General features: G+C 73.8%; 22 protein-coding genes and 1 pseudogene. 17 read left to right on the top strand and 6 right to left on the bottom strand.

Annotated elements, in window-relative coordinates; genetic code table 11:
• Positions 1–124: 124 nt before the first annotated feature.
• The 14 genes and pseudogenes from IE329_RS36630 (at position 125) to IE329_RS36695 (ending at position 13842) form a co-directional block, all read left to right on the top strand.
• On the top strand, positions 125–1105 hold the full coding sequence (locus tag IE329_RS36630) for an ABC transporter ATP-binding protein (protein ID WP_190215377.1): 981 nt from the start codon (positions 125–127) through the stop codon (positions 1103–1105).
• Entirely contained in the window at positions 1102–1881 is a 780-nt protein-coding gene (locus IE329_RS36635) for an MlaE family ABC transporter permease (protein WP_190215378.1), read from the top strand. The genes IE329_RS36630 and IE329_RS36635 overlap by 4 nt, the downstream gene beginning before the upstream one ends.
• A gap of 117 nt (positions 1882–1998) precedes the next feature.
• Positions 1999–2763: an ABC transporter permease gene (locus IE329_RS36640; protein ID WP_229928056.1), complete on the top strand. Its 765-nt coding sequence runs from the start codon at positions 1999–2001 to the stop codon at positions 2761–2763.
• A gap of 122 nt (positions 2764–2885) precedes the next feature.
• The gene (locus tag IE329_RS36645; RefSeq protein ID WP_229928057.1) at positions 2886–4094 is read left to right on the top strand and encodes an MCE family protein; all 1209 of its coding nucleotides are present in this window, start codon (positions 2886–2888) and stop codon (positions 4092–4094) included.
• Positions 4091–5128 carry an MCE family protein gene (locus IE329_RS36650; RefSeq protein ID WP_190215380.1) on the top strand — a complete coding sequence of 346 codons (1038 nt, stop codon included), beginning with the start codon at positions 4091–4093 and terminating at the stop codon, positions 5126–5128. Before IE329_RS36645 ends, IE329_RS36650 begins: the two co-directional genes overlap by 4 nt.
• The gene (locus tag IE329_RS36655; protein WP_190215381.1) at positions 5125–6234 is read left to right on the top strand and encodes an MCE family protein; all 1110 of its coding nucleotides are present in this window, start codon (positions 5125–5127) and stop codon (positions 6232–6234) included. Before IE329_RS36650 ends, IE329_RS36655 begins: the two co-directional genes overlap by 4 nt.
• A gap of 14 nt (positions 6235–6248) precedes the next feature.
• Positions 6249–7382, top strand: a complete 1134-nt coding sequence (locus IE329_RS36660; RefSeq protein ID WP_229928052.1) for an MCE family protein — start codon at positions 6249–6251, stop codon at positions 7380–7382.
• Positions 7379–8647, top strand: a complete 1269-nt coding sequence (locus IE329_RS36665; RefSeq protein WP_190215383.1) for an MCE family protein — start codon at positions 7379–7381, stop codon at positions 8645–8647. The genes IE329_RS36660 and IE329_RS36665 overlap by 4 nt, the downstream gene beginning before the upstream one ends.
• Positions 8647–9957: an MCE family protein gene (locus IE329_RS36670; protein WP_190215384.1), complete on the top strand. Its 1311-nt coding sequence runs from the start codon at positions 8647–8649 to the stop codon at positions 9955–9957. Before IE329_RS36665 ends, IE329_RS36670 begins: the two co-directional genes overlap by 1 nt.
• Positions 9954–10469, top strand: coding sequence for a hypothetical protein (locus IE329_RS36675; RefSeq protein ID WP_190215385.1), 516 nt, complete (start codon positions 9954–9956; stop codon positions 10467–10469). Before IE329_RS36670 ends, IE329_RS36675 begins: the two co-directional genes overlap by 4 nt.
• Before the next feature lie 26 nt (positions 10470–10495).
• Entirely contained in the window at positions 10496–11143 is a 648-nt protein-coding gene (locus tag IE329_RS36680) for a hypothetical protein (RefSeq protein WP_229928053.1), read from the top strand.
• An 11-nt stretch (positions 11144–11154) separates the two neighbouring features.
• Positions 11155–11691, top strand: a pseudogene (locus IE329_RS36685) (nuclear transport factor 2 family protein); the annotation flags it as partial.
• A gap of 165 nt (positions 11692–11856) precedes the next feature.
• Positions 11857–12642, top strand: a complete 786-nt coding sequence (locus IE329_RS36690) for a hypothetical protein (protein WP_190215386.1) — start codon at positions 11857–11859, stop codon at positions 12640–12642.
• Positions 12643–13440: 798 nt separating this feature from the next.
• The gene (locus tag IE329_RS36695; protein ID WP_190215387.1) at positions 13441–13842 is read left to right on the top strand and encodes an aggregation-promoting factor C-terminal-like domain-containing protein; all 402 of its coding nucleotides are present in this window, start codon (positions 13441–13443) and stop codon (positions 13840–13842) included.
• 456 nt (positions 13843–14298) lie between these two features.
• On the opposite strand, the gene IE329_RS36700 is transcribed toward IE329_RS36695, so the two are convergent.
• On the bottom strand, positions 14299–15579 hold the full coding sequence (locus tag IE329_RS36700; RefSeq protein ID WP_229928055.1) for a PP2C family protein-serine/threonine phosphatase: 1281 nt from the start codon (positions 15577–15579) through the stop codon (positions 14299–14301).
• A gap of 328 nt (positions 15580–15907) precedes the next feature.
• Between IE329_RS36700 and IE329_RS36705 the strand changes: the two genes are divergently transcribed.
• The gene (locus IE329_RS36705; protein WP_190215388.1) at positions 15908–16717 is read left to right on the top strand and encodes an alpha/beta fold hydrolase; all 810 of its coding nucleotides are present in this window, start codon (positions 15908–15910) and stop codon (positions 16715–16717) included.
• Positions 16718–16831: 114 nt separating this feature from the next.
• Here IE329_RS36705 and IE329_RS36710 read toward each other — a convergent pair whose 3' ends face one another.
• The 5 genes from IE329_RS36710 to IE329_RS36730 form a co-directional block, all read right to left on the bottom strand.
• On the bottom strand, positions 16832–17623 hold the full coding sequence (locus tag IE329_RS36710) for an NAD-dependent epimerase/dehydratase family protein (protein WP_190215389.1): 792 nt from the start codon (positions 17621–17623) through the stop codon (positions 16832–16834).
• Positions 17623–18783: an enolase C-terminal domain-like protein gene (locus IE329_RS36715; protein WP_190215390.1), complete on the bottom strand. Its 1161-nt coding sequence runs from the start codon at positions 18781–18783 to the stop codon at positions 17623–17625. Before IE329_RS36715 ends, IE329_RS36710 begins: the two co-directional genes overlap by 1 nt.
• A 5-nt stretch (positions 18784–18788) precedes the next feature.
• Positions 18789–20096, bottom strand: coding sequence for an ABC transporter substrate-binding protein (locus IE329_RS36720; protein WP_190215391.1), 1308 nt, complete (start codon positions 20094–20096; stop codon positions 18789–18791).
• 125 nt (positions 20097–20221) lie between these two features.
• Entirely contained in the window at positions 20222–21079 is an 858-nt protein-coding gene (locus tag IE329_RS36725; protein WP_373311419.1) for a carbohydrate ABC transporter permease, read from the bottom strand.
• A 53-nt stretch (positions 21080–21132) separates the two neighbouring features.
• Positions 21133–22077, bottom strand: a complete 945-nt coding sequence (locus tag IE329_RS36730; RefSeq protein WP_373311420.1) for a carbohydrate ABC transporter permease — start codon at positions 22075–22077, stop codon at positions 21133–21135.
• A 372-nt stretch (positions 22078–22449) separates the two neighbouring features.
• Between IE329_RS36730 and IE329_RS36735 the strand changes: the two genes are divergently transcribed.
• Together IE329_RS36735 and IE329_RS36740 are read left to right on the top strand one after the other, a co-directional pair.
• Positions 22450–23379 carry a 5-dehydro-4-deoxyglucarate dehydratase gene (locus IE329_RS36735; RefSeq protein ID WP_190215393.1) on the top strand — a complete coding sequence of 310 codons (930 nt, stop codon included), beginning with the start codon at positions 22450–22452 and terminating at the stop codon, positions 23377–23379.
• Between the two features lie 70 nt (positions 23380–23449).
• The gene (locus IE329_RS36740; protein WP_190215394.1) at positions 23450–24598 is read left to right on the top strand and encodes a hypothetical protein; all 1149 of its coding nucleotides are present in this window, start codon (positions 23450–23452) and stop codon (positions 24596–24598) included.
• Positions 24599–24634: the final 36 nt, after the last annotated feature.

The following is a 24634-nucleotide window of genomic DNA, read 5'->3' on the forward strand; positions in this document are numbered from 1 at the left end:
ACGGCACAGCACCGCACCGAACCGCACGGCACAGCACCGCACCGCACCGAACTGCTCCGCATCACCGCACAGTCGCACCGCACAGCACCGCCGGCCGCCGGCGCTCTCACCCCCGGGAGGTGTCATGGGAATCGAAGTGATCGTCGAGGGTCTGACCAAGTCCTTCGGCCGCCAGACCGTCTGGCAGGACGTCTCGCTCACGCTGCCGCCCGGTGAGGTCAGCGTGCTGCTGGGGCCGTCCGGCACCGGCAAGACGGTGTTCCTGAAGTCGGTGATCGGCCTGCTGAAGCCGGAGCGGGGCCGGGTGCTCGTCAACGGCGTCGACATGGTGAACAGCCCCGAACGGGACATCTACGAAGTCCGCAAGCTGTTCGGCCTGATGTTCCAGGACGGCGCCCTGTTCGGCTCGATGTCGCTCTTCGACAACATCGCCTTCCCGCTGCGGGAGCACACCCGGACCAAGGAGACGAAGATCCGCCGGATCGTGATGGAACGGATGGAGATGGTCGGCCTGCTCGGCGCCGAGCGCAAACTGCCCGGCGAGATCTCCGGGGGAATGCGCAAACGAGCCGGGCTGGCACGGGCGTTGGTGCTGGACCCGCAGATCGTCCTGTGCGACGAGCCGGACTCCGGTCTCGACCCGGTCCGCACCTCCTACCTCTCCCAGCTGCTCATCGACCTCAACGCGCAGACCGACGCGACGATGCTGATCGTCACCCACAACCTCGACATCGCCGCCACCGTGCCCGACAACATGGGCATGCTGTTCCGCCGCGGCCTGGTCGCCTTCGGCCCGCGCGAGGTGCTGCTGACCAGCGAGGAGCCCGTCGTCCGGCAGTTCCTGACCGGCCGCCGGGAGGGCCCGATCGGGATGTCGGAGGAGAAGGACGAGGCGACCCTGGCCGGCGAACTCCGGTACGGCGCCCAACTGTCCGGGCCGCCCGGGCCGCTCCCCGCGCAGCTGGAGCCGTCACCCGGGCTCCCCGCCAGGTCGGCCGTGCGGCGGCGGCAGGCGAGGGTCCGGGAGCTGTGGGACGAGCTGCCGGCGCCGGCCCGGGCCGCGCTCGGCGCCGCCGCGGCGCCCGGCCCGGGGGAGCGGGCATGACCGCCGCCACCCGCCTGGCCGGGCCGCTGCGGCAGAGCGGCCGGCTGTTCGCGCTGGCCGCCACCACCGTCCGGGAGGTCTTCCGCCGGCCGTTCCAGGTCCGGGAGCTGGTGGAGCAGTTCTGGTTCGTCGCCAGCGTGACGATCCTGCCCGCCGCGCTGGTCTCGATCCCGTTCGGCGCCGTGATCGCCCTCCAGGTCGGCTCGCTCACCCAGCAGTTGGGCGCCCAGTCGTTCACCGGCGGGGCCAGTGTGCTGGCCGTCGTCCAGCAGGCCAGTCCGCTGATCGTCGCCCTGCTCATCGCGGGCGCCGGCGGCGCGGCGATCTGCGCCGACCTCGGCTCCCGGACCATCCGCGAGGAGCTGGACGCGATGGAGGTGATGGGCGTCTCGCCCGTCCAACGCCTGGTGGTGCCCAGGGTGCTGGCCACCATGCTGGTCGCCGTCCTGCTCAACGGGCTGGTGTCGGTGGTCGGCGTGCTCGGCGGCTACTTCTTCAACGTCGTTCTGCAGCACGGCACTCCGGGTGCCTACCTGGCGAGCTTCTCGGCCCTCGCCCAGCTGCCGGACCTGTACATCGGCGAGTTCAAGGCGCTGGTCTTCGGCTTCGTGGCCGGTGTCGTCGCGGCCTACCGGGGCCTGAACCCCCGGGGCGGGCCGAAGGGCGTCGGGGACGCCGTCAACCAGTCCGTGGTGGTGACCTTCCTGCTGCTGTTCTTCCTGAACATGGTGCTCACGGCGGTCTACCTGCAGATCGTCCCGCCGAAGGGAGCCTGACCGGTGGCCCTGCTCGACAAGAACCCGGCCCCCGGCGGCGGCGCGCCGCCGGACGACCTCCCGCCGGCACGCCGCCCACGCCGCTGGTTCGGCTTCCTCGACGAGAGCGGCGACCACCTGCTCTTCCACCTCGCCGCCGCGCTGTGGATCCCGCGCACCCTGCGCCGCTACCGCACCGAGGTGCAACGCCTGCTCGCCGAGGTGGCGTTCGGCAGCGGCGGCCTCGGCGTGATCGGCGGCACGGTCGGCGTGATGATCGGCATGACCCTCTTCACCGGCACCGTGGTCGGGCTGCAGGGCTACGCCGCGATGAACGAACTGGGCACCACCGCCTTCACCGGCTTCATCTCCGCCTACTTCAACACCCGTGAGATCGCGCCCCTGGTGGCCGGCCTCGCGCTGTCCGCCACCGTCGGGGCCGGCTTCACCGCCCAGCTCGGCGCGATGCGGATCAACGAGGAGATCGACGCGCTGGAGGGCATGGGCGTGCGGAGCGTGCCGTACCTGGTCACCACCCGGATCATCGCCGGGGTCGTCGCGATCGTCCCGCTGTACGGCATCGGCCTGCTCAGCTCGTACCTGGCCTCCCGGGCGGTGACGGTGCTGGTCAACGGGCAGTCGGCGGGCACCTACGACCACTACTTCAACCTCTTCCTCTCGCCGGTGGACGTGCTGCTCTCCACCTTCAAGGTGCTGGTCTTCAGCGTGATCGTGATCCTGGCGCACTGCTACTACGGCTACCGCGCCACCGGCGGCCCGGCCGGGGTGGGCATCGCGGTGGGCCGCTCGGTGCGCAACGCGATCGTCATCATCAGCGTCAGCGACTTCTTCCTCAGCCTGGCGGTCTGGGGCGCGACCACGACGGTGCGGGTGGCCGGATGAGCGCCCCCGGTCCCGTCCCGGCAGCCGCCCCCGTCCCGTCCCCCGGCGCGTCCGCACCCCCGGCCGTCCGGGCCCGGCGGGCCGCGCGGGCCCGCCGCCGGCTCGCCGGGGTGGCCTTCCTGATGACGCCCGTCCTGCTCGCCTGGCTGGCCGTCGCCGTCTACGACCGGCGGTTCACCGACAGCGCGACCGTCACCGTCGAGGCCGGCAGCGTCGGTCACGAGATGCACGTGAACGCCGACGTGAAGCTGCGCGGGGTGGTGGTCGGCCGGGTCCGGGAGATCCGCACCGACGGCGACGGCGCCCGGCTCACCCTGGACATCGACCCGGCCCGGCTCCGGCAGATCCCCGGCGAGGTGTCCGCCCAGTTGCTGCCCACCACGCTGTTCGGCGAGCGCTTCGTCGCGCTCGTCCCCGCCGCCCACCCGTCCGGGCGCAGCCTCGTGGCCGGCAGCACCGTCCCGCGCGACCGCTCGGACAACGCCGTCGAACTGCAGCAGGTCCTCGACCACCTGATGCCGCTGCTCACCGCCGTCCGGCCGGAGAAGCTCGCCGCGACCCTCAACGCGGTGGCCACCGCCCTGGACGGCCGCGGCACCCGGCTCGGGGTCACGCTCACCCAGCTGGACGGCTACCTGGGCCGGCTCAACCCCGAACTGCCCGTCCTGGTCGAGGACGTCCAGCGCCTGGTCGAGGTCAGCCGGGTGTACGACCGGGCCGCCCCGGAGATCGTCCAGGCCCTCACCGACTTCACCCGCACCAGCGAGACCGTCGCCCAGCAGCGCACCGGCCTCGCCACCCTCTACGGCACGACCGCCGGCGCCGCCCAGGACCTCGACACCTTCCTGCGGCAGAACAAGGACAACCTGATCCGGCTCAGCACCGACAGCCGGGACACCCTCGGCCTGCTCGCCCGGTACGCGCCGTCCTTCCCGTGCACCCTCAGCACCCTCGCGGGCTTCGTCCCCGCCATGGACAAGGCACTCGGCAAGGGCACCGACCAGCCCGGCCTGCACATCACCGTCACCACCGTCCCCTCGCGCGGCAAGTACCTGCCCGGCCAGGACGCCCCCGGCTACCGGGCGGGCGGCGGCCCGGCCTGTTACGCGGTGCCCTACACCGGCATCCCGGTCACCCCGGCCGACCCCGCCACCACGCCGGTCACGGCCGGGCCCGCCGGCGCCGCCGGACTGCCCAACTCACCGCAGGAGAACGCCCTGGTCACCGAGCTGCTGGCGCCCGGCATGAACGCGACCCCGCAGGACCTCCCGGACTGGACCAGCCTGCTGGCCGGCCCGGTGCTCCGCGGCGCGGAGGTGACCCTGCGGTGAAACGACGCAGCCTCGCGGGCCCGCTCGCCAAGTCGGTGGTCTTCGTCCTGGTGACCACCTTCGCCACCGCCGTCCTGGCGCTCGGCATCGCCGACACCGGCGTCGGCGTCGGCGACACCGTCGGCTACCACGCCCGGTTCACCGACACCACCGGCCTCACCGCCGGCGACAGCGTCCGGATCGCCGGGGTGAAGGTCGGCCGGGTCGACCGGATCAAGGTCGTCGACCACCGGATCGCCGAGGTGCGGTTCTCGGTGGCCAGGGGCCGTCCGCTGCCCGCCTCGGTCACCGCCTCCGTCAAGTACCTCAACCTGGTCGGGCAGCGGTACGTCGACCTCCAGCAGGGCGCCGGGCCGGTGGACCGCAGCCTCGCCCCCGGCGCCACCATCCCGCTGGAGCGCACCACGCCCGCCCTCGACCTCACCCAGCTCTTCAACGGGTTCCAGCCGCTCTTCCAGGGCCTCTCGCCCACCGACGTCAACCAGCTGGCCGGCGAACTCGTCCAGGTGCTGCAGGGCGAGGGCGGCACCGTCGACAACCTGCTGCGCACGGTCGGCTCCCTGACCGGCACGCTGGCCGGCAAGGACCAGGTGATCGGCGAGGTCGTCGACAACCTCAACACCGTGATCGGCACCGTGAACGACCGGGAGAGCGGCTTCCGCGACCTGGTCGCCACCCTGCAGCAGCTGGTGACCGGCTTCGCCGGCGACCGGGAGCCGATCGGGCGGTCCGTCACCGCGATATCCGCGCTGACCACCAGCACCGCCGGACTCCTGGAGGACGGCCGGGCCCCGCTCAAGGACACCATCGGCCAGCTCGGCCGGCTCTCCGCCAACCTCGCGGACGTCACCCCGCAGCTGGAGAACTTCCTGCGGCAGACGCCCGAGAAGATGCGGGTGATCGGCCGGGCCGCCAGCTACGGCTCCTGGTTCAACCTCTACCTCTGCCAGGCCACCGTCACCGGCGTGACCACCTCGGACGGCAGCAGGCCGCCCACCGGCATCACCAGCTCCGAGGCGAGGTGCGGAACATGACGGACCATCAGCAGAGCGAGGACCCCGCCGTGCCGGCCGGCGGACCCGACCCACGCGGCGCCGGGCGCCGGGGGCGGCGCCGGAGGCCGCTGTTCCGGCCGCTCCGGGACCGCAACCCCGTCGTGGTCGGCGCGGTCGGCCTGCTGCTGCTCGCCGTGGCCGGCACCGCCGCCTACAACGCCGACGCACTGCCGGTGATCGGCGGCGGCACCGCCTACGCCGCCGACTTCTCGGAGGCCGCCGGACTGCGCAGCGGCAACGAGGTCCGGGTCGCCGGGGTGAAGGTCGGCAAGGTCACCGGGGTGGCGCTGGACGGCGACCGGGTCAAGGTCACCTTCACCGTCCGCGACACCTGGATCGGCGACGCCAGCACCGCCGCGATCGGCATCAAGACCCTGCTCGGCGAGAAGTACCTGGCCGTCGACCCGCTCGGCGGCGCCGAACAGGACCCGGACGCCCGCATCCCGCTCAGCCGCACCACCTCGCCGTACGACGTCACCAAGGCACTGGACGGCCTCGGGCAGACCTTCGGCGCACTCGACACCGAGAAGCTCTCGGAGAGCTTCCGGACGATCGCCGACACCTTCCGGAACACCCCGGACTCGGTGCGCGGCGCCGTCGACGGGCTCTCCGCGCTCTCCCGGACGGTCGCCGACCGGGACGCCCAGCTCGCCCGGCTGCTGGCCGGCAGCCGGCAGCTCACCACCACCCTGGCCGACCAGAACGGCCGCTTCGAGAGCCTGCTCGCGGACGGCAACCTGCTCCTCGGCGAACTGCGCCGACGCCGGGACGCCATCCACGCGCTGCTCACCGGGACGCGGGACCTCGGCGTCCAGCTGACCGGTCTGGTCCAGGACAACGAGCGGCAGCTCGCACCCACCCTCGACGCGCTGGACCGGGTCACCACCGTGCTGCGCGCCAACCAGGCGAGCCTCGACCAGGCCCTGGCGCTGGCCGGGCCGTACTACCGGCTGGTCGGCAACACCGTCGGCAGCGGCCGCTGGTTCGACAGCTACCTGTGCGGGCTCGTCCCCCGCACCTACCTGCCGGCCGGCACCCCGCCGGAGACCGGATGCCTGCCGCCCCAGCCCCAGGGCGGTCACTGATGAGGTGGTCACTGATGCGCGTACGCGCCGGGCGCCCGATCGCCGTGGGCGTGGCCCTCGCCCTGCTGGCCGGCGGCTCCGCGGCCGGGGTCCTGGCCGCCGGCGGCCAGGACGGCCGGCAGGTCACGGCCTGGTTCGACCACGCCGTCGGCGTCTACGCCGGCTCCGACCTGCGCGTCCTGGGGGTGAAGGTCGGCACCGTCGAGGCCGTCGAGCCCCAGGGCACCCGGGTCAAGGTCACCCTCCTCCTGCGGGACGGGATCGCGGTGCCCGCCGACGCGGGCGCGGTGGTGGTCGCCCCCAGCGTCGTCGCCGACCGGTACGTCCAGCTCACCCCCGCCTACACCGGCGGGCCGCAACTCGCCGACCACGCGGTGATTCCCGCCGAGCGCACCGCCACGCCCGTCGAGGTGGACCAGCTGTACGCGAGCATCACCCGGCTCAGCGACGCCCTCGGCCCGGACGGCGCCAACGCCACCGGCAGCCTCTCGGACCTGCTCGACGTGGGGGCGCGGAACCTGGACGGCAACGGCAAGGCGATGGGCGAGACCATCGACCAGCTGGGCCGGGCCACCCGCACCCTCGCGGGCCACAGCGACGACCTCTTCGCCACCCTGGCCGCCCTGCAGTCCTTCACCACGATGCTGAAGGAGAACGACGGCAAGGTGCGCGCGGCGGCCGACCAACTCTCCACCGTCACCGGGTTCCTGGCCGCCGACCGGCAGGAGCTCGGCGCCGCGCTGGACCAACTCGCCACCGCACTGGGCCAGGTGAAGACCTTCATCCAGCAGAACCGGTCCCGGCTCAAGGCGACCGTCGACCAACTGGTGCCGATCACCAGGTCACTGGTCGACCAGCGGGCCTCGCTCGCCGAACTCCTGGACACCGCACCGCTCGCGGCGGACAACCTGCTCGCCGCCTACGACCCCGCGCGGCGGACGATCGACGGCCGCGCCAACCTCAACGAGCTGAGCGCGGGGTACCGGCCGGCCGGCGCCGGTACGCTCCCGCTCCCGCTGCCGCCGGTCGACACCGCCCCCACCCCCGTCCCCACCGCGACCGCCGACCCCGGCACCCCGCCGGACCCGGACCCCGGCACCCCGTCCGACCCGGCCGTCGGCCCCGGCGGCGGGAGGGCGGCCCGATGAACCGGAGCACCGCCACGGCGGCCCTCACCGCGCTGGCCGCCGCTGCCGCCCTGGCCGGCTGCACCCCCTCGCTGACCGGCGCGCAGGACCTCCCGCTCCCCGGCGGCGCCGACCTCGGCGCCCACCCGTACGAGGTCAAGGCGCACTTCGCCAACGCCCTGAGCCTGGTTCCGCAGTCCGCGGTGAAGGTGAACGACGTCGCCGTCGGCCGGGTCACCGCGATCACGCTCGCCCCGGACGACTGGTCCGCCGTCGTCACCATGAGGATCAACGGCGCCGTGCGGCTGCCCGCCGACGCCTACGCGCAACTGGAGCAGTCCAGCCTGCTCGGCGAGAAGTACGTCCAGCTGACGCCGCCGCCCGCGAAGCCGGGGACCGGACCGGCGGCCGTCACCGAGGACACGGCGGGCCGGCTGGCCGACGGATCGGTCATCCCCGTCGAGCGCACCAACCGCAGCGCCGAGGCGGAGGAGGTGTTCGGCGCGCTCTCGATGCTTCTCAACGGGGGCGGCGTCGACCAGCTCCGGACGATCACCGTCGAGCTGGACAAGGCCCTGTCGGGCAACGAGTCGCAGGTCCGCTCGCTGCTCACCCAGGTCGCCACCATGGCCACCCAACTCGACGCGCACAAGCGGGACATCACCGACGCCCTGGACGGCCTCGACCGCCTCTCCGCGACGCTGGCCGGCCGCAGCGGCCAGATCGGCGGCGTGCTGACCGACCTCGCCCCCGGGCTGAAGGTGCTGGAGGAGCAGCGCGGCGCCCTGGTCACCATGCTCCGCTCGCTGGACACCCTCTCCGGGACCGCCGTCGACACCGTCAACAGGAGCAGGGACGACATGGTCGCGGACCTCAAGGCGCTCGCCCCCACCCTGCAGCGCCTCGCGGACGCCGGGACGTCGCTGCCCGACTCGCTCCAGGTGCTGCTCACCTACCCGTTCACCGACGAGGTCCTGCGCGGGGTGAAGGGCGACTACCTCAACGCCTACCTCGACCTCACGGCCGCCCCCGGCACCACGATCATCCCGGCGCTCGCCGCCGAGGACAACGCCTACCCGCCGCCGCCCGACCCCACCCCGGACCCGGGCGGCGACCCGGGCACCGATCCCGGGACGGACCCGGGCACCGACCCCACCCCCGGCCCGGGGACGGACCCCACCCCGGAGCCGGGCACCGACCCCGGCGCCGGGGCCCGGGCCCACCGGGCCCCGCCCGTACCGCTGCCCTCCGTCACCGGTTCCGGCCCCGCAGGGAGGACGCGCTGATGCTCACCCTCGGAACCCGCCTGCGCAACCTCGCCTTCCTGCTGGTCGCCGTGCTCGTCCTCGGCGTCATCGCCGTCCGCTACGCCGACCTCGGGCGCTACGTCGGCGTCCGCGGCTACTACGTCGTCCAGGTCGAACTCCCGGAGACCGGAGGCCTGTTCGAACACTCCGACGTCACCTACCGGGGCGTCTCGGTCGGCCGGGTCGGCCCGATCGCGCTCACCGCCCACGGTGTCCGGGCCGAACTGCGGATCGACAACTCCGCGCCCCGCATCCCCACCCGGCTGGAGGCCGTGGTCGCCAACCTCTCCGCCGTCGGCGAGCAGTACATCGACCTGCGGCCCAGTACCGCGGACGGCCCCTACCTGGTGGACGGGTCCACCATCGCCGAGCAGGACACCCGGACGCCCGCGCCCGTCACCAACCTGCTCACCAGCGTCGACCGGCTCACCGGCTCCGTCCCCCTGCAGTCGCTGCGCACCGTCGTCGACGAGTTCGGCCAGGCCTTCGCCGGCCAGGACGCCAACCTCCAGGCGCTGCTGGACAACAGCGGGCGCTTCATCGCCGCCGCCGACGCCGCGCTGCCCGGCAACACCACCCTGCTGGTCGACGCCCGGACGGTCCTCGGCACCCAGGCCGAGGAGGGCGCGGCCATCGAGTCCTTCGCCACCGACGCCCGGCTGCTCGCCGAGCAGCTCAGCGCCTCCGACACCGACCTGCGCCGGGTGATCGCCGCCGGGCCGGCCGCGGCCGGCCAGGTCAGCTCGCTGCTGAGCGACCTGGACCCCGGGCTCAGCGTGCTGCTCGCCAACCTCCTCACCACCTCGGACATCGCCGTCACCCGTCAGCGCGGGATCGAGGAACTCCTGGTCCGGCTCCCGGCGGTGGCCGCCGCGGGGGCCGGTGCGGTCGACGTCGGCGGCCTGCGGGTCGGCATGGCGCTGACCTTCTTCAGCCCGCTGCCCTGCACCGACGGCTACCAGGGCACGACCCGCCGCAACGGCCTCGACACCTCCGCCGGACCGGAGTTCAACACCGCCGCCCGCTGCACCTCGGCGCCGGGCACCGGCATCGGCGTCCGCGGCTCCGCCAACGCCCCGACCGGCGGTGTGCCGGACCCGGCGGTACCCGGCGCCCTGCTGCCGGCCGCCGGAACTCCCGTCCCGGGCACGTCCGGTGCGGGCGCTGGTACGGGTGCCGGCGCCGGGGGTGCCGGCGCACTGCCGGGCCCGCTCGGGCTGCCGGCCCTGTCACCGGCCGCCCCCACCGACCTGCGCGGCCTGCTCGGCCTGGGCGGCGGTGCCGGATGACCGGGAAACGTCTCGCCCTGCTCGCCGCCGTGCCGGCCGCCGCCCTGTTCTGCGCGCTGTCCGCCACCTACTACGCGCAGGCCCGCGGCGACGACACGCTGGCCCTGGCGCGGGCCAGGGACACCGTGCTGGACACCGGCCGGCAGGAGATCGCCGAGCTGAACACCGTGGACGCGCAGCGCGTCGACGACTGGCTGCGCGAGCGCCTCGACGCCACCGCCGGCCCGCTGCACGACCAGATGCGGCGGGCCACCGAGAGCGACCGGGGCGCCCTCCGGGAGTCCGGCGCCTCGGCCCGCGGCACGGTCACCGACGCCGCCGTCACCGCGCTCGACCCGCGGGCCGGCACCGCGAAGATGCTCGCGACCGTGGAGGTCCGGGTCACTCCGAAGTCCGGTGCGCCCACCACCGACCGCAAGCGCTTCGAGGTGGGCCTGGAGCGCACCGCCGCGGGCTGGAAGATCACCACCTTGGCCGCCGTACCCGTCGCCGCGCCCGGCGCGCAGGGCTGACCCCGTACCCGAGAGGACGTCCCAGCGTGAGCACAGCAGAGGTCCGAGACCCGGTACCGGCTCCACCCGGCCGGTCCGGGGCGGAGCCCGCCGCGCCGTCCGTCCTGCTCCCGGAGGAACCGGGGGGCGGCGAGCGGCAGGGCAGGGCGGAGCCGGCCGCGCAGGCGCCCCGGCGGCCGCGCCTGCGCCGGGTGCTGCTCCCGCTGCTGCTCGTCCTGCTGCTGGCGGCCGGTGGCGGGTTCCTCCGGCTCGGTGCGCAGCTGCGCGGATCGGCGGACACCGCCGATCTGGCGCTGACCGACCCCGCGGCCGCGGCCCGGGTGACCGGCGATGTCGGGACGGCGCTCGGCAAGGTGTTCTCGTACCGGCCGACGGACACCGAGGCCACGGCCAGGGCGGCGCAGGAGCTGCTCGACGCCACCGCCGCCGAGCAGTACGGGGCGCTGATGGCCGAGCTGCGGCAGCGGGTGGCCGAGCAGAAGCTGACCCTCACCACCCGGGTGGTCCGCACCGGCGTCGTCCGTCTGACCGCCGACCGTGCGCAGCTGCTGGTCTTCCTGGACCAGGTCTCGCAGCGCGAGGGCCGGGCCGCGACCGTGGCCCCCGCCCAACTGTCGGTCTCCGCCCGGCTGGACGGCGGCCACTGGCGGATCACCGATCTCAAGGCCCGGTAGGGGGAGGAACGATGAGCGCAAGCAGCAGGAGGCCGCGGCGGAGCCCGCTGGTCGTGGTGGCGGGTGCGACGGCCGCCCTGGCGGCCGTGCCGGCGCTGTGGTCGGGCTGGTCCTGGTACGCGGCCGCGCACGACGATTCGGCGGCGTACGCCCGGGCCCGGGATCAGGTGCTGGCGGCCGGTGAGCAGGCCGCGCAGAACATGAACACCCTCGACCACCGGGATCTGGGCCCGGGCCTCGACCTCTGGGAGAGTTCCACCACGGGCGAGCTGCACGATCAACTCGTCCAGGGGAGGGCGAAGTTCGAGGGCCAGGTCCGGCAGGCGCGGACGGTCACCAGCGCCAAGGCCCTCTCCGGCGCGGTCACCGAGCTGGACGACCGGGCCGGCCGGGCCACCGTGATGATCGCGCTGCGGATCACCGTCCAGGTCCCGGACGGCGCGCCCGCGACCAAGGACAGCCGGATGCTCGGCGAACTCACCCGCACGCCCGGCGGCTGGAAGCTCAGCGCTCTCGGCCAGGCGCCGATGGGCGACAGTGCCGCCGGCGGGCTGCCGTCCGGAGCGCCGGGGCAGCCGGGGCCCGCGTCCTCGGCGGCCGGGCAGGCGGCCGGCGGGGGCTCGTCCCGGCCGGCCGTCCCGCCGTCGCCGTCCGCCGGGCCGTCCGCCCCCCAGCAGCCCGCCGGCCACTGAACCGCGCGCGAGAGGAAGCTCATGTCGACGACCCGCCACCTGGTCAACCGCCGCCGACGGCTGGACGCGGTCGGCAGCCGCCCGGGCAGCCGTCCCGGACCGGTCCGGGAGCTGGAGGAGCACCCGGTCCGGGAGCTTGAGGACGGCCTGGAGCGGACGCCGGACGCCCCGGCCCGGGAGCGGCCGGCCCGCCCGCGGCTGCGCCCGCGCGGCCGGCCGGCCGTGGGTACGGGGGAGACGGCGCCGAAGGAGTCCGACGCCGTCCCGTCCGCCGGCCCCCGCCGCCGGCGCCTGCTCGCCCCCGTCGCGCTCGCCCTGCTGACCGTCCTGCTGGGCGGTTTCGCGGCGGTCGCCGGGGGCGCGGCCGCGGATCTGCGGTCGGGCCCGGGCGTGCGCAACGCCGCGCTCACCGACGCGGCCCGTACCAATGAGGTGAAGGGGGCGGTCTCGCAGGCGGTCAACGCGCTCTTCTCCTACTCGTACGCGGATCCGGCGAAGAGCGACGAGGCCGCGAAGCGGCTGCTGGTGGGGGCGGCGGTGCAGCAGTACGCGGGCATGCTGGCGGAGGTCCGGGCGCAGGCCCCGGTGCAGAAGCTGGTGCTGACCACCACGGTCACCGGCGGTGGGGTGGAGGCGATCGAGGGGGACCGTGCCCGGGTGCTGATCTATGCCGACCAGCGCAGCACCAGTACCGCGGACACCGCGACGGCCGGGGACAGTACCTATGCCGCCGCGATGTTCGCGGTCGACGCCGTGCGCCGGGGCGGGGTGTGGCAGATCGCCGGCATCGACACCTTCGACCGCTGACCGGCGCGGGCCGTCCAACCGCTGACCGGTGCGGCGCGGCCGGCCGCCGGAGGCCGTCGGCGGGCCGCCCGGGCCGAGGGGACGACCGCCGGCACCGGATCGGGGCGGCCGGGAGCGGTCCGGAGTCCCGACGGGAGGTCCGATGCTCACGTTCGGTGTGCAGGTGGGCACCGAGCGGTGAATCCGGGGGCGGAACGACGTCGCGGTGGACGGATCCGGGCCGGCCGATGAGGTCGTTCCGGGGTCGTTCGGGGGTCCTTCCGGGGTCGCCCGGAGGTCTGGACCACTCCTCGATCGACCGTAAATTCGGACATATCAGGCACCGGTGGGGTGAGGGTCCTCACAGGCCACCGGGGACTACGGAGCCGGATAGTTGACCCGCGGCCCGGCCCGGGAGGCCTTGGCGGGGGTGGAGCTGACCAGGATTTGGTGGTGGCCGAGGTTTAAAGGGCCGACGGAGCATCGGTGCAGGTCGGAGGTGCTGCCCCAAGTGCCGGAATTGCCGGAATTAGGTGGTTTGAGGGGATGGGTCGCGGGTAACGGGGAGGGATTCCGGGCCGGTGATCCCGGGGCTCGCTACGACGCACCGTCGTAGCGAGGGGGTCTTGGCGGCCGCCACCGGGCCCGCTAACAATTGCGGAGTCGCCAGAGAGCGCAGCACCTGTCCCGCTGCGAATCTCCTTCGCCAGGCTCCGCCCCGTGCGGAAGCCCAGCGCCCCGTCCCGACGTACGAGCCCCTGTCCGGCTCTGCGGAATCCTGCGGACGTGAGCGCAGCAACCGATGAGGATCACCTTTTCATGCGCATTTTCTCCACCCGCCTGCGTGCTTCGGCCGCCGTGCTCGTGTCCGCCGCCGGTATCGCCACCCTGGGTAGCGTCGTGGCGCCCACCGTCGCCGGCGCGACCACCCCGGCCTCCTCCGCGAAGGCCCTGGCCGCGCAGATCGTCCCGGCCAACCAGCTGGCGTCCTTCAACCAGATCGTCGCCCACGAGAGCAGCTGGAACGTCACCGCCACCAACGCCTCCTCGGGTGCCTACGGCCTGGTCCAGGCCCTGCCGGGCTCGAAGATGGCCTCGGCGGGCGCGGACTGGAAGACCAACCCGGCCACCCAGATCAAGTGGGGCCTGAACTACATGAACGAGCGCTACGGCAGCCCGAACGCCGCCTGGGCGTTCTGGCAGACGCACCACTGGTACTAAGCCGAACCGGTACCTGAGCGAACTCCCCCCACCAGCCACCACCGCGGCGCCCCGGCCGTCGGACAGGGGCGACCGGGGCGAAGGTGAGGGATCCGGGGTGTGCCGACGCGCACCCCGGATCCCTCCACCGATGCTCCGACCCGCCCGGTCCGCCCCCGCCCGCGCGCGACACCCGCGCGCGGCGGACGGGTGCCCCGCCCGCTGCGCACCACCGGTGATCCCGGTGGCAGCGCCGCAGCCGCCTGCCGAATGCCGCTTCCTCAACCACGAGGAGGCGGCATTCGGCGTTCCCGCGCGGCCGGCCGGTCCCGCCCGGGAGCCGGTGCGGTGCCGCAGGGACGGCGACGCCGGGTTGCGGGCGTGGTGGGTCGACCGGCGTGGTGGGCCAACAGGCGTGCTGCGGGCGACGGACGCGGTGCCGTCGAACCCGCCGGCGCTGTCGACCGGCCGGCGCCGTCAACCGGCCCGGTCCGGCCGGACGTCCGTCCCGTCCGGGCCGTCGGCCCACCGCTCGGCCCACCCCTCGTCCCACTCGTCCTCCCAGTCGTCCTCCCACCGCTCGTCGCGGCCCCCGCCGTCGCCCCCGGGTCCCGCGCCCTCCGGGCCCGGCCGCACCGCCAGTGCCAGCAACGCACGGTCGTCCTCACCCTCCGCACCCGCCGACCAGCAGTCCGCGTCCGAGCGGACGAAGGCGGCCACCAGCCCCGGCTCCGGGCGTTGCCCGCCCGCGAAGCGCGCCGCCAGCTGCTCCAGCACGGGATAGAAGACGCCGGCGGTGTTCCGGGCCTCGCTGACACCGTCCGTGTAGAGGACGATCACGTCCCCCGGGGCGAGCGGATGGGTGGTGATCTCGCAGGCCGCCGAGGTCAGCGCACCGAGCCCCAGGGGCAGGTGCGGGGAGGTCCGCAGCCACTGGGCCCCGTCCTTGCCGACCAGTACCGGCGGCGGGTGGCCCCGGTCGACGATCCGCACCTCGCCGGCGTCGGCCGGGAACTCCAGCAGCAGGGCGGTGACGAAGAGCTCCGCGTCGCAGGCCGCCCGGGGCGAATTACGGGCGATGCTCAGCTCCAGCCGCTGGGCCAGGCTGCCCAGGTCCGCCCACTCGTGGGCGGAGACCCGGAAGCTGCCGAGCACCGCCGACACCGTCTGGACGGCGTCCAGACCCTTGCCGCGCACATCGCCGATGATCACCCGGACACCGAAGGGCGTCTCGCACAGGTCGTAGAGGTCACCGCCGACCAGCGCGCCGCGCTCGCCGGCCTCGTAGAAACCCGCCGCGCGCAGCGGCCCGACCCGCTCCGGCACCGGGCGCAGCAGGGTGAGCTGGACCGCCTCGGCCACCGAGCGGGCGCGGATCAGCCGGGTCTGGACCCGGACCCGCTGCCGGGCCAGCAGGACCGCCGCGACGCCGATCAGCGCGGTGGCGCAGTAGAGCGCCAGATGGTGCTGTTCGCCGAGGTGGCCGGGGCGGCGGGAGGCCATCCCCAACTCCAGCAGGATGCAGCCGGCGGTGAGGACGGCGACCCGGCGCGGCCCCCGGGTGGCCGCCGCCAGCGGCGGCACCGCGATCAGCAGGAAGCTCAGCGGTTCCCGGCTGTGGAGGGAAAGGTCCAGCAGGACGGCGAGGACGACCACGAGCAACGGCAGCCACCAGGACCACGTCCGGACTGCCGGCGGCGGTCGCCAGTGCCGGATCCCGGGGGTCCGGGCGGCACCTCCGCCACGGGTTTGCGGCATGGAACCACTGTAGGCACGCGCGCGACCCCCCGTCCTTCGGCCGGAGCGCGACCGGGGCCACCACCCGCTCGGCGGCGTCTGCGCAGCTCGGAGCCGGTCCCGGCGGCGGCCGGGCTCCTCGCCGGCCCCGCCCCGGCCCGGCCCGGGAGGAGTAGGAAGAGACCCGTCGGGGTTCCGCCGCCCGGTGGACGCCCGGGCGGCGGCGAGCCCGGCGGCACGGCCTGCGGGCCACCCCGCCCGGCACCGGCCGGGCACGGCCCGTCCGTGTGCGCGCGACTGTGTCAGGCTGGTGGGTGGGGCGGAGCGGGACCGAGGCTGGAGGTCTGCGATGGCCGTGATCAGGGCGAACGGTGTGGCGCTCTACTACGAGATCCGGGGCGCCGGGCCGAGCGTGGTGCTCGTCCACGGTTCCTGGGGGGACGCGGACTGCTGGGAGCGGGTGGCACCGGGTCTGGCCGAGCAGTGCACGGTGGTCACGTACGACCGGCGGGGCCACAGCCGCAGCGAGGAGGTGCTGACCCAGGGGTCGGTGCACGAGGACGCGGCCGACCTCGCGGGCCTGATCGAGGGCCTGGGCCTGGCGCCGGCCTTCGTCGCCGGCACGCTCTACGGCGCGATGGCCACGCTGCGCCTGGCCGCCGCCCGGCCCGCGCTGCTGCGGGGGATCGCCGTGCACGAGCCGCCGGCCGTCGGCCTGATGGCGGCCGACCCGGACCTGCGCCCGGCCGCCGACGAGGCCGTGGCCCGGGTCGCGCCGGTGCGGGCGCTGCTCGAACGCGGGGAGACGGCAGCGGCCGCCGAGCTGTACGTCGACACGATCACCCTGGGCCCCGGCGCCTGGGCCCGGCTGCCCGCGCCGATGCGGCACACCTACATCCGGAACGCGCCCACCTTCCTGGACGAGTTGCGCGACCCGGACGCCTACGACCTCGACCTGGCCGCGCTCGGGGGCTTCGGCGAGACGGCGCTGCTGACCCAGAGCGACGACGGGGACCCGATGTCCGGCTCGGTGCTGGACATCATCGACCTCGCCCTGCCGAAGGCGGAACGCCACCTCTACGAGGACGCCGGCCGGGAGCCGCACGTGGTGCGGCCCGCCGAGTACGTGCGGGTGACCCTGCCGTACGCGTTGCGCTGAGACCCGGCCGCGCGGCGCCCGCGGTGTCGCCGGGTACGGGCCGTGCGGGGTGCGGGGTGCGGGGTGCGGGGTGGCGGGCGGCGGGTGAGGCCCCCCACCCGCCGCCCGCGGGGCTCAGGCCGGCGGTTCGACGGTGGTGAAGAACCCGCCGAGCAGCCGGGCGTCGGCGCTCTCGGGGTCGAGTTCGCCGTGCTCGGCGATCACCTCGGCCGCGTACACCTCGGCGTCGTCCTGCGGCTCGTAGCCCAGTGCGCGGGCCGAGCTGAGGCTCCACCAGGCCCTGGTGTTCGCGCTGATGCCGTTGACGACGGTGTGTCCGACGCCCGGCGCGGTCAGTGCGGCGTGCACCAGCCGGGCGCAGTCGGCCGGGCTGAGCCAGGTGGACAGCATCCGGGGTGAGCGCGGCCGGGGGAAGCAGGAGCCGATCCGGATCGAGACCGTCTCTACGCCGTACTTGTCGGCGTAGAGGGAGGCCAGACCCTCGCCGAAGACCTTGGACAGGCCGTAGAAGGTGTCCGGCCGGGGCGGGATGTCGGTGCCGATCAGGCCTTCGCCGGTCAGCGGGGTGAAGCCGACGGCGTGGTTGCTGCTGGCGAGGACGACCCGCTTCACGCCCTCCAGCCGGACGGCCTCGTACAGGTGGTGCAGGCCCTCGATGTTGCTGCCGAGGACGGCGGCGAAGGAGTCCTCCAGCGAGATGCCGCCGAGGTGCACCACGGCGTCGACGCCGCGGACGGCCTCCCGGACGGCGGCGGCGTCGCGCAGGTCGAAGACGAGTGCGTCCTCGGCGCCGTCGACCGGCAACCGGTCGGCGAGCCGCAGCCGGTAGCCGTACGGGGGGAGCAGTTCGCGCAGCAGGGTGCCGACGCCGCCGGCCGCGCCGGTGAGCAGGATGGTCCGGGTCATCACAGTGTCCTGACGGTGTGGGACTTGATGTGGTCGAGGTCGAGGTCGTCGCCCAGGCCCGGGCGGAGCGGGAACCGCACCACACCGTCGGCGTCGATCGCGTCGATCACGGAGTTCAGGTGCGGCGGCACCTCGTCGAAGTCGAACTGCGGGTGCAGCAGCCCGCGTTCGTACCAGCGGCCGTTGGTGCCGGCGCCGAGCAGGGCGAGGTTGCCGGAGCCGTTGCCGTGCACCTCGCAGTCCATGTTGAAGGCCTCGGCGAGGTGCAGGGTGCGGACGGCGGGGGTGATGCCGCCGACGTCGGTGGTGCCGGTGCGCAGGATGTCGCAGGCACCGGAGGTGACCCATTCGGCGCGGGTGAAGTTCTTGCCCCACGCCGTCTCCGGGCCTATCACCGGGATGTCGAGCTGGCCGGCGAGCCAGCGGTAGGAGGAGACCGAGGCCTCCTCCATCGGCTCCTCGAACCAGTAGTAGTCCAACTCCTGCAGTGCGCGCCCGAGTTTGAGCGCCTCGGTGCGGGAGTACCAGTGGTTGGCGTCCAGCATCAGGTCGATGTCCGGGCCGACGGCCTCGCGGACGGCGGTGCAGGCGGCGATGTCCAGGGCGACCGACGGGGCCCCGGGCACCGGCGGCATCCAGGTGTGCAACTTGATGGCCCGGTAGCCCTGTTCGACGAGCTGGACGGCGAAGGCGGCGAAGTCGGCGGGGGTGGCGAGGCCACCCGGCGTGGTGTCGCCGCACATGGTGGAGGCGTAGGCCGGGGCGCTGCTGCGGGCGCCGCCGAGCAGCTTCCAGACCGGCAGGCCGGTGCGGTGGCCGGCGAGGTCCCACAGGGCGAGGTCGACGAAGCCGAGCGCGCGGTCGGTGAGGCCGCCGTGGGCGCCGCGCTGGCGGCGGGCCAGCGAGGTCCAGAGCCGTTCGCGCTCCAGCGGGTCCTGGCCGACGAGCGCCGGGCGGATGTGCTTGTCGAGCACGACGCTGCGCAGGTGGTCGGGCTGGACGAGGACGCGGCCGGCGGCGCCGTCGGTGTCGGTGACGGTGAGCAGTGCCTCCTGCACCTCGTGCGCGGGGGAGGGGTGGCGGTGCCCGTGCGGGTCGACGGCCGTCCGGGCGACGGTCGTGAACAGCGACACCTCGATGCGTTCGATCGTCGGGGTCATCCGGCTCACCCGTTCTTGGACTTGTAGTCGGCCTGGGCCTTGGTGAGGGCGTCCGCGACGCCCTTGGCGAAGTCGGCGGCGGACATCTTGCCGAGCAGGACCTTCTGGAAGGCGGGCTCGGCGTCCGTCTTGGTGATCTTCGAGTACTGCGGGAGGTGTACCGGCGGCTGGACGAGCTTGGTGCCGGGCGCGTTGAGCAGGTCGCCGGCCTCCTTGGTGATGCCCGACTTGGCGTACCACTCGTCGGCGTACGCCTCGGTGTTGGCGGGGATCTGGCCGACGTTCTCGTTCCAGTAGCTGTTGGAGGCGTGCGAGTCGAGGAACTCGATGAACTTCCAGGCCTCCGCCTGGTGCTTGGAGTTCTTGAACAGCCCGAAGCCGTCGACGGGGTTGGCCAGCACGCTGGTGCCGTCCGGGCCGGCCGGCAGCAGGAATCCGGCGACCTTGTCGCCGAGTGCCGTCCTGACGTCCTTGGTGGAGCCCAGGTTGTGGTGCACCATCATCACCTGGTTGGCCTGGAACTGGGCGAGCATCTGCGGGTAGGCGTTGGAGACGTCGGCCTCGGGCGTGGTGGCCTTGTACTGCGCGGCGATCTTCTCGATCAGTGCGACGTTCCTCGGGTCGTCGACCGTGGACTTCCCGCTCGCGTCGAACATCTCGGCCACCCCGGAGTAGGCGTAGGCCTCGGAGAGCAGCTGGAAGCCGGCGCCGGAGCCGCCGCGGATGGTGAAGCCGTACTGGTTGGCTCCCTTGTCGGTCAACCTGGCTGCATCGGCGAACAGTTCGTCCCAGGTCTTCGGCGCCGCGAGACCGGCCGCCTTGAACTTGTCGGCGCGGTACCAGATGACGTCCTGGTTGCCGGAGGACGGCAGTTGGAAGAGGCCCTTGCCGCCGCTCGCGGCCTTCGAGGTGGCGAGGAAGTTGGCGGCGAGCCTGCCGTTCAGCGGGCTCTTGGCGTACAGCTCGTCGAGCGGGGCGAGCGCCTTCTGCGCGGTGAGCGAGGCGAGCAGCGCGGTGGTGACGCCGCCGACGTCCGGGGTGCTGCCGGAGGCGATCGCGGTGTTGTACTTCTCGGCGACCTCGGAGCTGGTGACGCCGACGTACTTGACGGTGATGTTCGGGTTGGCCTTCTCGAACTCGTCGATCAGGTGCTGGAACAGCGGTGTTCTGGCCGGGCCGGCGTTGTTGTCCCAGTAGGTGACGGTGACCTTCGCGCCGCCGCCGGCGTCGGTGGACGATCCGGTGGAGCTGCAGGCGGTCAGCAGTCCGAGGGCGGCGAGGGCGGCGGCGGTGGTGCGCAGCATGCTGGACATGAGGGGGTCCTGACGTGTGGGTGACGGGTGGGGGTGCTCAACCGGCGGGCTCAACCCGGCGGGCTCGGCGGCGGGCGCGGCGACGGGTGCGGCCGGGGGCGGCCGGGGCGCGGGCCGGGTGGCGCTCAGCCCTTGACGGCGCCGGCGCTCATGCCCTGGACGAGGTACTTCTGGACGACCGCGAAGACCAGGACGACGGGGACGGCGGCCACCACCCCGCCGGCGGCCAGCGCCCCGAAGTCGACGGTGTTCTCGCCGATCGTGGTCTGCAGCCCGACCGGGACGGTCTGCAGCTCCGGGTCGTTGAGGAACATCAGGGCGAAGAGGAAGTTGTTCCAGCTGCCGATGAACGCGAAGGAGCCGACGGCGACGATCCCCGGGCGCAGCAGCGGCAGCACGACGGCGAGGAAGGCGCGGATCCGCCCGCAGCCGTCCACCATCGCGGACTCCTCCAGCTCGACCGGGACGTTCCGGACGAAGCCGCTCATCAGGATCATCGCCAGCGGCAGTTGGAAGGTGCTCTCGGCGATGATCAGGCTCCACCGGGAGTTGATCAGGTCGAGGGTCTGGAAGATGTTGAAGAGCGGGATCAGCATCATCGCGCCCGGCACGAACTGCGTGCAGAGCAGCGCGAGCATGAACAGCCGCCGGCCGCGGAACTCGAACCTGGCGAGGGCGTAGCCGCCCATCAGGGCGAAGAAGGTGACGAACAGCAGCGTCAGCAGGGCGATCCACACACTGTTCTGGAAGTAGACCCGGAAGCCCATGTCGTTCCAGACCGTGCCGAAGTGCTCCAGCGTGAGCGGCCAGGGCAGCAGGGAGGTGGAGCCGGCCGGCCGCAGCGCGAACAGCAGCATCCAGTAGAAGGGGACGACGGTGAAGACCAGGTAGAGGCCGAGCGGGAGGAACAGCCGCAGGAACCTGCTGCCCCGCTCGCCCCGGCGGACGGCGGCCGGCGGGAGGACGGCGGTGGCGGTGGTCACGGCGGGGCTCTCCACGGGTGCGGTCCGGTCAAGGGGGGCGTGCTGCAGGCCGGTCACCGCTGCCGTCCGAACTTGCTCAGCCGCAGGTAGAGCACCGAGCAGAACAGCAGGATCACGAACGCCGCCGTGGTGAGCGCCGAGCCGTACCCGAAGTCGTATGACTTGCGCGCGAGTTGGGCGACGTACAGCGGGAGGCTGGTGGTCGCCCCGGCCGGGCCGCCGTTGGTCAGGGTGTACAGCAGGTCGACGTTGTTGAACTCCCAGACCGAACGCAGCAGGGTGGCCAGCACGATCGCGTCGCGCAGGTGCGGGAGCGTGACGTGCAGGAAGCTGCGCACCCGGCCGGCGCCGTCGATCGAGGCCGCCTCGTACAGCTCCTTGGGCACGGACTGCAGGTCGGCCAGGATGAGGATGGCGAAGAACGGGACGCCGCGCCAGAGTTCGGCGACGACTGCGGCACCGAACACGGTGTCGGGGTTGCCGAGGACGGAGGTCCCGGCGTTGCCGACGCCGATCTCGGAGAGGTAGTGGAAGACGCCGGTGGCGGGGTTGTAGAGCAGCATCCAGATGCTGGTGGTCAGCACGCCCGAGACGGCCCAGGGCGAGAAGACCAGGGCCCGGGCCATCGCCCTGCCGACGAAGGTCTCGTTGACGATCAGGGCCAGGGCGAGACCGAGCAGCAGTTGCAGCAGGACTTCGGCGACGACCCACTTGGCGCTGAACGCCAGGCTGTCCCAGAAGCGTTGGTCGCCGAGCATCGCCCTGAAGTTGCCGAGACCGACGAACGCGTCGTCGTACGGTTCGTTGACCACGTGGTGCTGCAGTGCGTAGTGGACGACGCTGCCGACGGGGACGACCAGGAAGACCGCGAGCAGCAGCACGGTCGGCGAGATGAGTGCGTACGGGGCGAGGGCCCGGCGCAGGCGGGGCCCGCGCCGCCCGGTGGGTGGTGGCCCGGCGGCGGGCGGCCTGACGGTGGTCCTGTCGGCGAGAGCCACGGTGAGCTCGCCTCCTCTCGGGCCGGTTCCACGGGCGCCGGGGCCCCGACGGCGGGGTTCCCGGCAGCGGGAGCCGGCAGCTCGGCACGGCGAAGTGCGATGGGGGCAGGGGTGTGACGGTGTCTCGGGGAGGCCGCTGCCATGAAGGCGACACGATGGCGACACGCTCATGGACAGAGTTCACATGCTTGGACACCCTAGGTTTGTGCTGTCCCGCCGTCAACCCCCTGGTACCGCCCGGGACATCCGCAGAATCGAGGGCGCTTTGGCTGGTTCGGTGTTCACAGATGTGTCCAGCGGTCAGAATGATGTATAACGCTGAGACCCCCAGAAACCCCTCCACCCTCCACCGAGTCCCGGAGAGCACCCGCCATGCCAGAAATCGTCCCGCCCCTCGTCGACCGCCTCGACGGCCTCCTCTTCTTCCCCGTCACCGCCTTCGGGCCCGACGGGGCCGTCGACGTCCCCACCTTCCGGGCCCATGTGAGGTCCCGCATCGACCACGGCGCGGTCGCTGTCTTCGCCGCCTGCGGCACCGGCGAGTACCACGCGCTGGGCCTCGACGAGTACGAGAGCGTCGTCGCCGCCGCCGTCGAGGAGGCGGCCGGCGCCGTCCCCGTGGTGGCCGGCGTCGGCCACGGCACCGCCCTCGCCCTGGAGTTCCTGGCCCGCGCGGAGCGGGCCGGCGCCGACGGCGTGCTGGCCATGCCGCCCTACCTGGTCACCCCCTCGCAGGAGGGCCTGCTGCGGCACTACACCGCGCTCGCCGGGGCCACCGAGCTGGAGATCATCGTCTACGGGCGCGACAACGCCGTGTTCGACCCGGAGACCGTCGTCCGGCTCGCCGAGGTCGACAACATCGTCGGCTTCAAGGACGGCATCGGCGACCTCGACCGGATGCAACGGATCGTCAGCGCCGTCCGCACCGCCCGCCCCGGGCTGCCGTTCCGCTACTTCAACGGCCTGCCGACCGCCGAACTCACCGGCCTCGCCTACCGCGGCATCGGCATCACCCTCTACTCCTCGGCGGTCTTCTGCTTCGCCCCCGACCTCGCCCTGGCCTTCCACAAGGCGCTCGGCAGCGGCGACGACGACACCGTGAACCGCCTGCTGGACGGCTTCTACCGGCCGCTGGTCGAACTGCGAAACCAGGGGCGCGGCTACGCCGTCTCGCTGGTCAAGGCCGGCGTCCGGATGGACGGCCTCGACGTCGGCGCCGTCCGCTCCCCGCTCACCGAGGCCGCCCCCGAGCACATCGCTCAGCTCGCCCGGCTGCTGGAGCGGGCCCGCACGCTGATCTGACCAGGACCGCCCGTGGGCGCCGGGCCCCGGCGCCCACGTTCCCCTCCGATCCAGTCCAGGAGAACCGGCCGTGCGCAGCTCCGCCTTCCTCTACCCCTGGGACGTCGTGGGCGATCCCGGCGCCCCGCGCCGGCTCGCCGCGCTCGGCGTCCGGCAGGCCACCCTCGCCGCCGCCTACCACTCCACCCGGGCGCTCACCCCGCGCCACCCCGGCACCAGGATCGTCACCGCCCGGCACTCCGCCGTCTACTACCGGCCCGGGCCGGCCCGCTGGCGCGGGCGGGCCCTGCGCCCGTACGAGCAGGACTGGGTGCCGGGCGACGATCCCTTCGAGGCCGCCCGGTCGGCCCTGGCGGCGGCCGGGATCGACGTCCACTCCTGGGTGGTGCTCGCCCACAACTCGCGCCTCGGCGGCGAGCATCCGCGCATCACGGTGCGCAACGCCTACGGCGAGCGCTACCCCTGGGCGCTCTGCGTCGCCCAGCCGGAGGTGGTCGAGTACGCCGCGCTGCTGGCGGCCGAGGCCGCCGTCCGGCCGGGGGCGGGCGGCGTGGAGCTGGAGTCCTGCGGCTGGTACGGACTCGCGCACCTGCACGCCCACGACAAGATCGCCGGTGTGCCGCTCGGCCCGGTCGGGCAGTACCTGATGTCGCTCTGCTTCTGCCCCGCGTGCGAGCGCGGCTACGCCGCGGCCGGCGCCGACCCCGCCGAACTGCGGGCCGCCGTCCGGGCGGTGCTGGAGCCGCTCTGGCGCGGGGGTGCGGAGCCGTCCGTCGGCAGCGAGCGGGAGCGGATCGCGGCGCTGCTGGGCGACGGCCTGGCCGGTGCGGCGCTCGCCCACCGCACGGCGGCCGCGTACGCGTTCCAGCGGACGGTGGTCGAGGCCGTCCGGGCCGCCGCCGGGCCCCGGTTCCGGATCCTGCTGCACGCCGATCCGGTGGCACACCGCAGCGGTCCCAACTGCGGCGTCGAGGTGGCCCGGGTCCTGGAGTTCGCGGACGGCCTGGTCGTCCCGGCGCCTCTGGCGTCCGGTGCGGCGGCGCTGATGCCCGCAGGGACGGTGCTGGCGGCCAATCTCGGCATCATCGCGGGTGCCGGCGGTGACCCGGCCGGCCTCCATCTCCCCGAGGGAGCCACCGAACTCCGGCTCTACCACGCCGGGTTGGCCTCCGACGAGGACCTGCGGACGGCGGCCGCGGCGCTCCGCGCCCTCGGCTGACGGGCGCCCCGCCGCTCTCCGCCGCCGGCGGCGGAG

Origin of the sequence: Kitasatospora indigofera, from assembly GCF_014655955.1 — a bacterium.
Lineage (GTDB): Bacteria > Actinomycetota > Actinomycetes > Streptomycetales > Streptomycetaceae > Kitasatospora > Kitasatospora indigofera.

Bases quoted from the DNA above. Each gene is read 5' to 3' on its own strand.
- IE329_RS36630 (WP_190215377.1), top strand. From the start codon at position 125: ATGGGAATCGAAGTGATCGTCGAGGGTCTGACCAAGTCCTTCGGCCGC.
- IE329_RS36635 (WP_190215378.1), top strand. From the start codon at position 1,102: ATGACCGCCGCCACCCGCCTGGCCGGGCCGCTGCGGCAGAGCGGCCGG.
- IE329_RS36645 (WP_229928057.1), top strand. From the start codon at position 2,886: ATGACGCCCGTCCTGCTCGCCTGGCTGGCCGTCGCCGTCTACGACCGG.
- IE329_RS36655 (WP_190215381.1), top strand. From the start codon at position 5,125: ATGACGGACCATCAGCAGAGCGAGGACCCCGCCGTGCCGGCCGGCGGA.
- IE329_RS36660 (WP_229928052.1), top strand. From the start codon at position 6,249: ATGCGCGTACGCGCCGGGCGCCCGATCGCCGTGGGCGTGGCCCTCGCC.
- IE329_RS36665 (WP_190215383.1), top strand. From the start codon at position 7,379: ATGAACCGGAGCACCGCCACGGCGGCCCTCACCGCGCTGGCCGCCGCT.
- IE329_RS36670 (WP_190215384.1), top strand. From the start codon at position 8,647: ATGCTCACCCTCGGAACCCGCCTGCGCAACCTCGCCTTCCTGCTGGTC.
- IE329_RS36675 (WP_190215385.1), top strand. From the start codon at position 9,954: ATGACCGGGAAACGTCTCGCCCTGCTCGCCGCCGTGCCGGCCGCCGCC.
- IE329_RS36690 (WP_190215386.1), top strand. From the start codon at position 11,857: ATGTCGACGACCCGCCACCTGGTCAACCGCCGCCGACGGCTGGACGCG.
- IE329_RS36695 (WP_190215387.1), top strand. From the start codon at position 13,441: ATGCGCATTTTCTCCACCCGCCTGCGTGCTTCGGCCGCCGTGCTCGTG.
- IE329_RS36700 (WP_229928055.1), bottom strand. From the start codon at position 15,579: ATGCCGCAAACCCGTGGCGGAGGTGCCGCCCGGACCCCCGGGATCCGG.
- IE329_RS36705 (WP_190215388.1), top strand. From the start codon at position 15,908: ATGGCCGTGATCAGGGCGAACGGTGTGGCGCTCTACTACGAGATCCGG.
- IE329_RS36710 (WP_190215389.1), bottom strand. From the start codon at position 17,623: ATGACCCGGACCATCCTGCTCACCGGCGCGGCCGGCGGCGTCGGCACC.
- IE329_RS36715 (WP_190215390.1), bottom strand. From the start codon at position 18,783: ATGACCCCGACGATCGAACGCATCGAGGTGTCGCTGTTCACGACCGTC.
- IE329_RS36720 (WP_190215391.1), bottom strand. From the start codon at position 20,096: ATGTCCAGCATGCTGCGCACCACCGCCGCCGCCCTCGCCGCCCTCGGA.
- IE329_RS36735 (WP_190215393.1), top strand. From the start codon at position 22,450: ATGCCAGAAATCGTCCCGCCCCTCGTCGACCGCCTCGACGGCCTCCTC.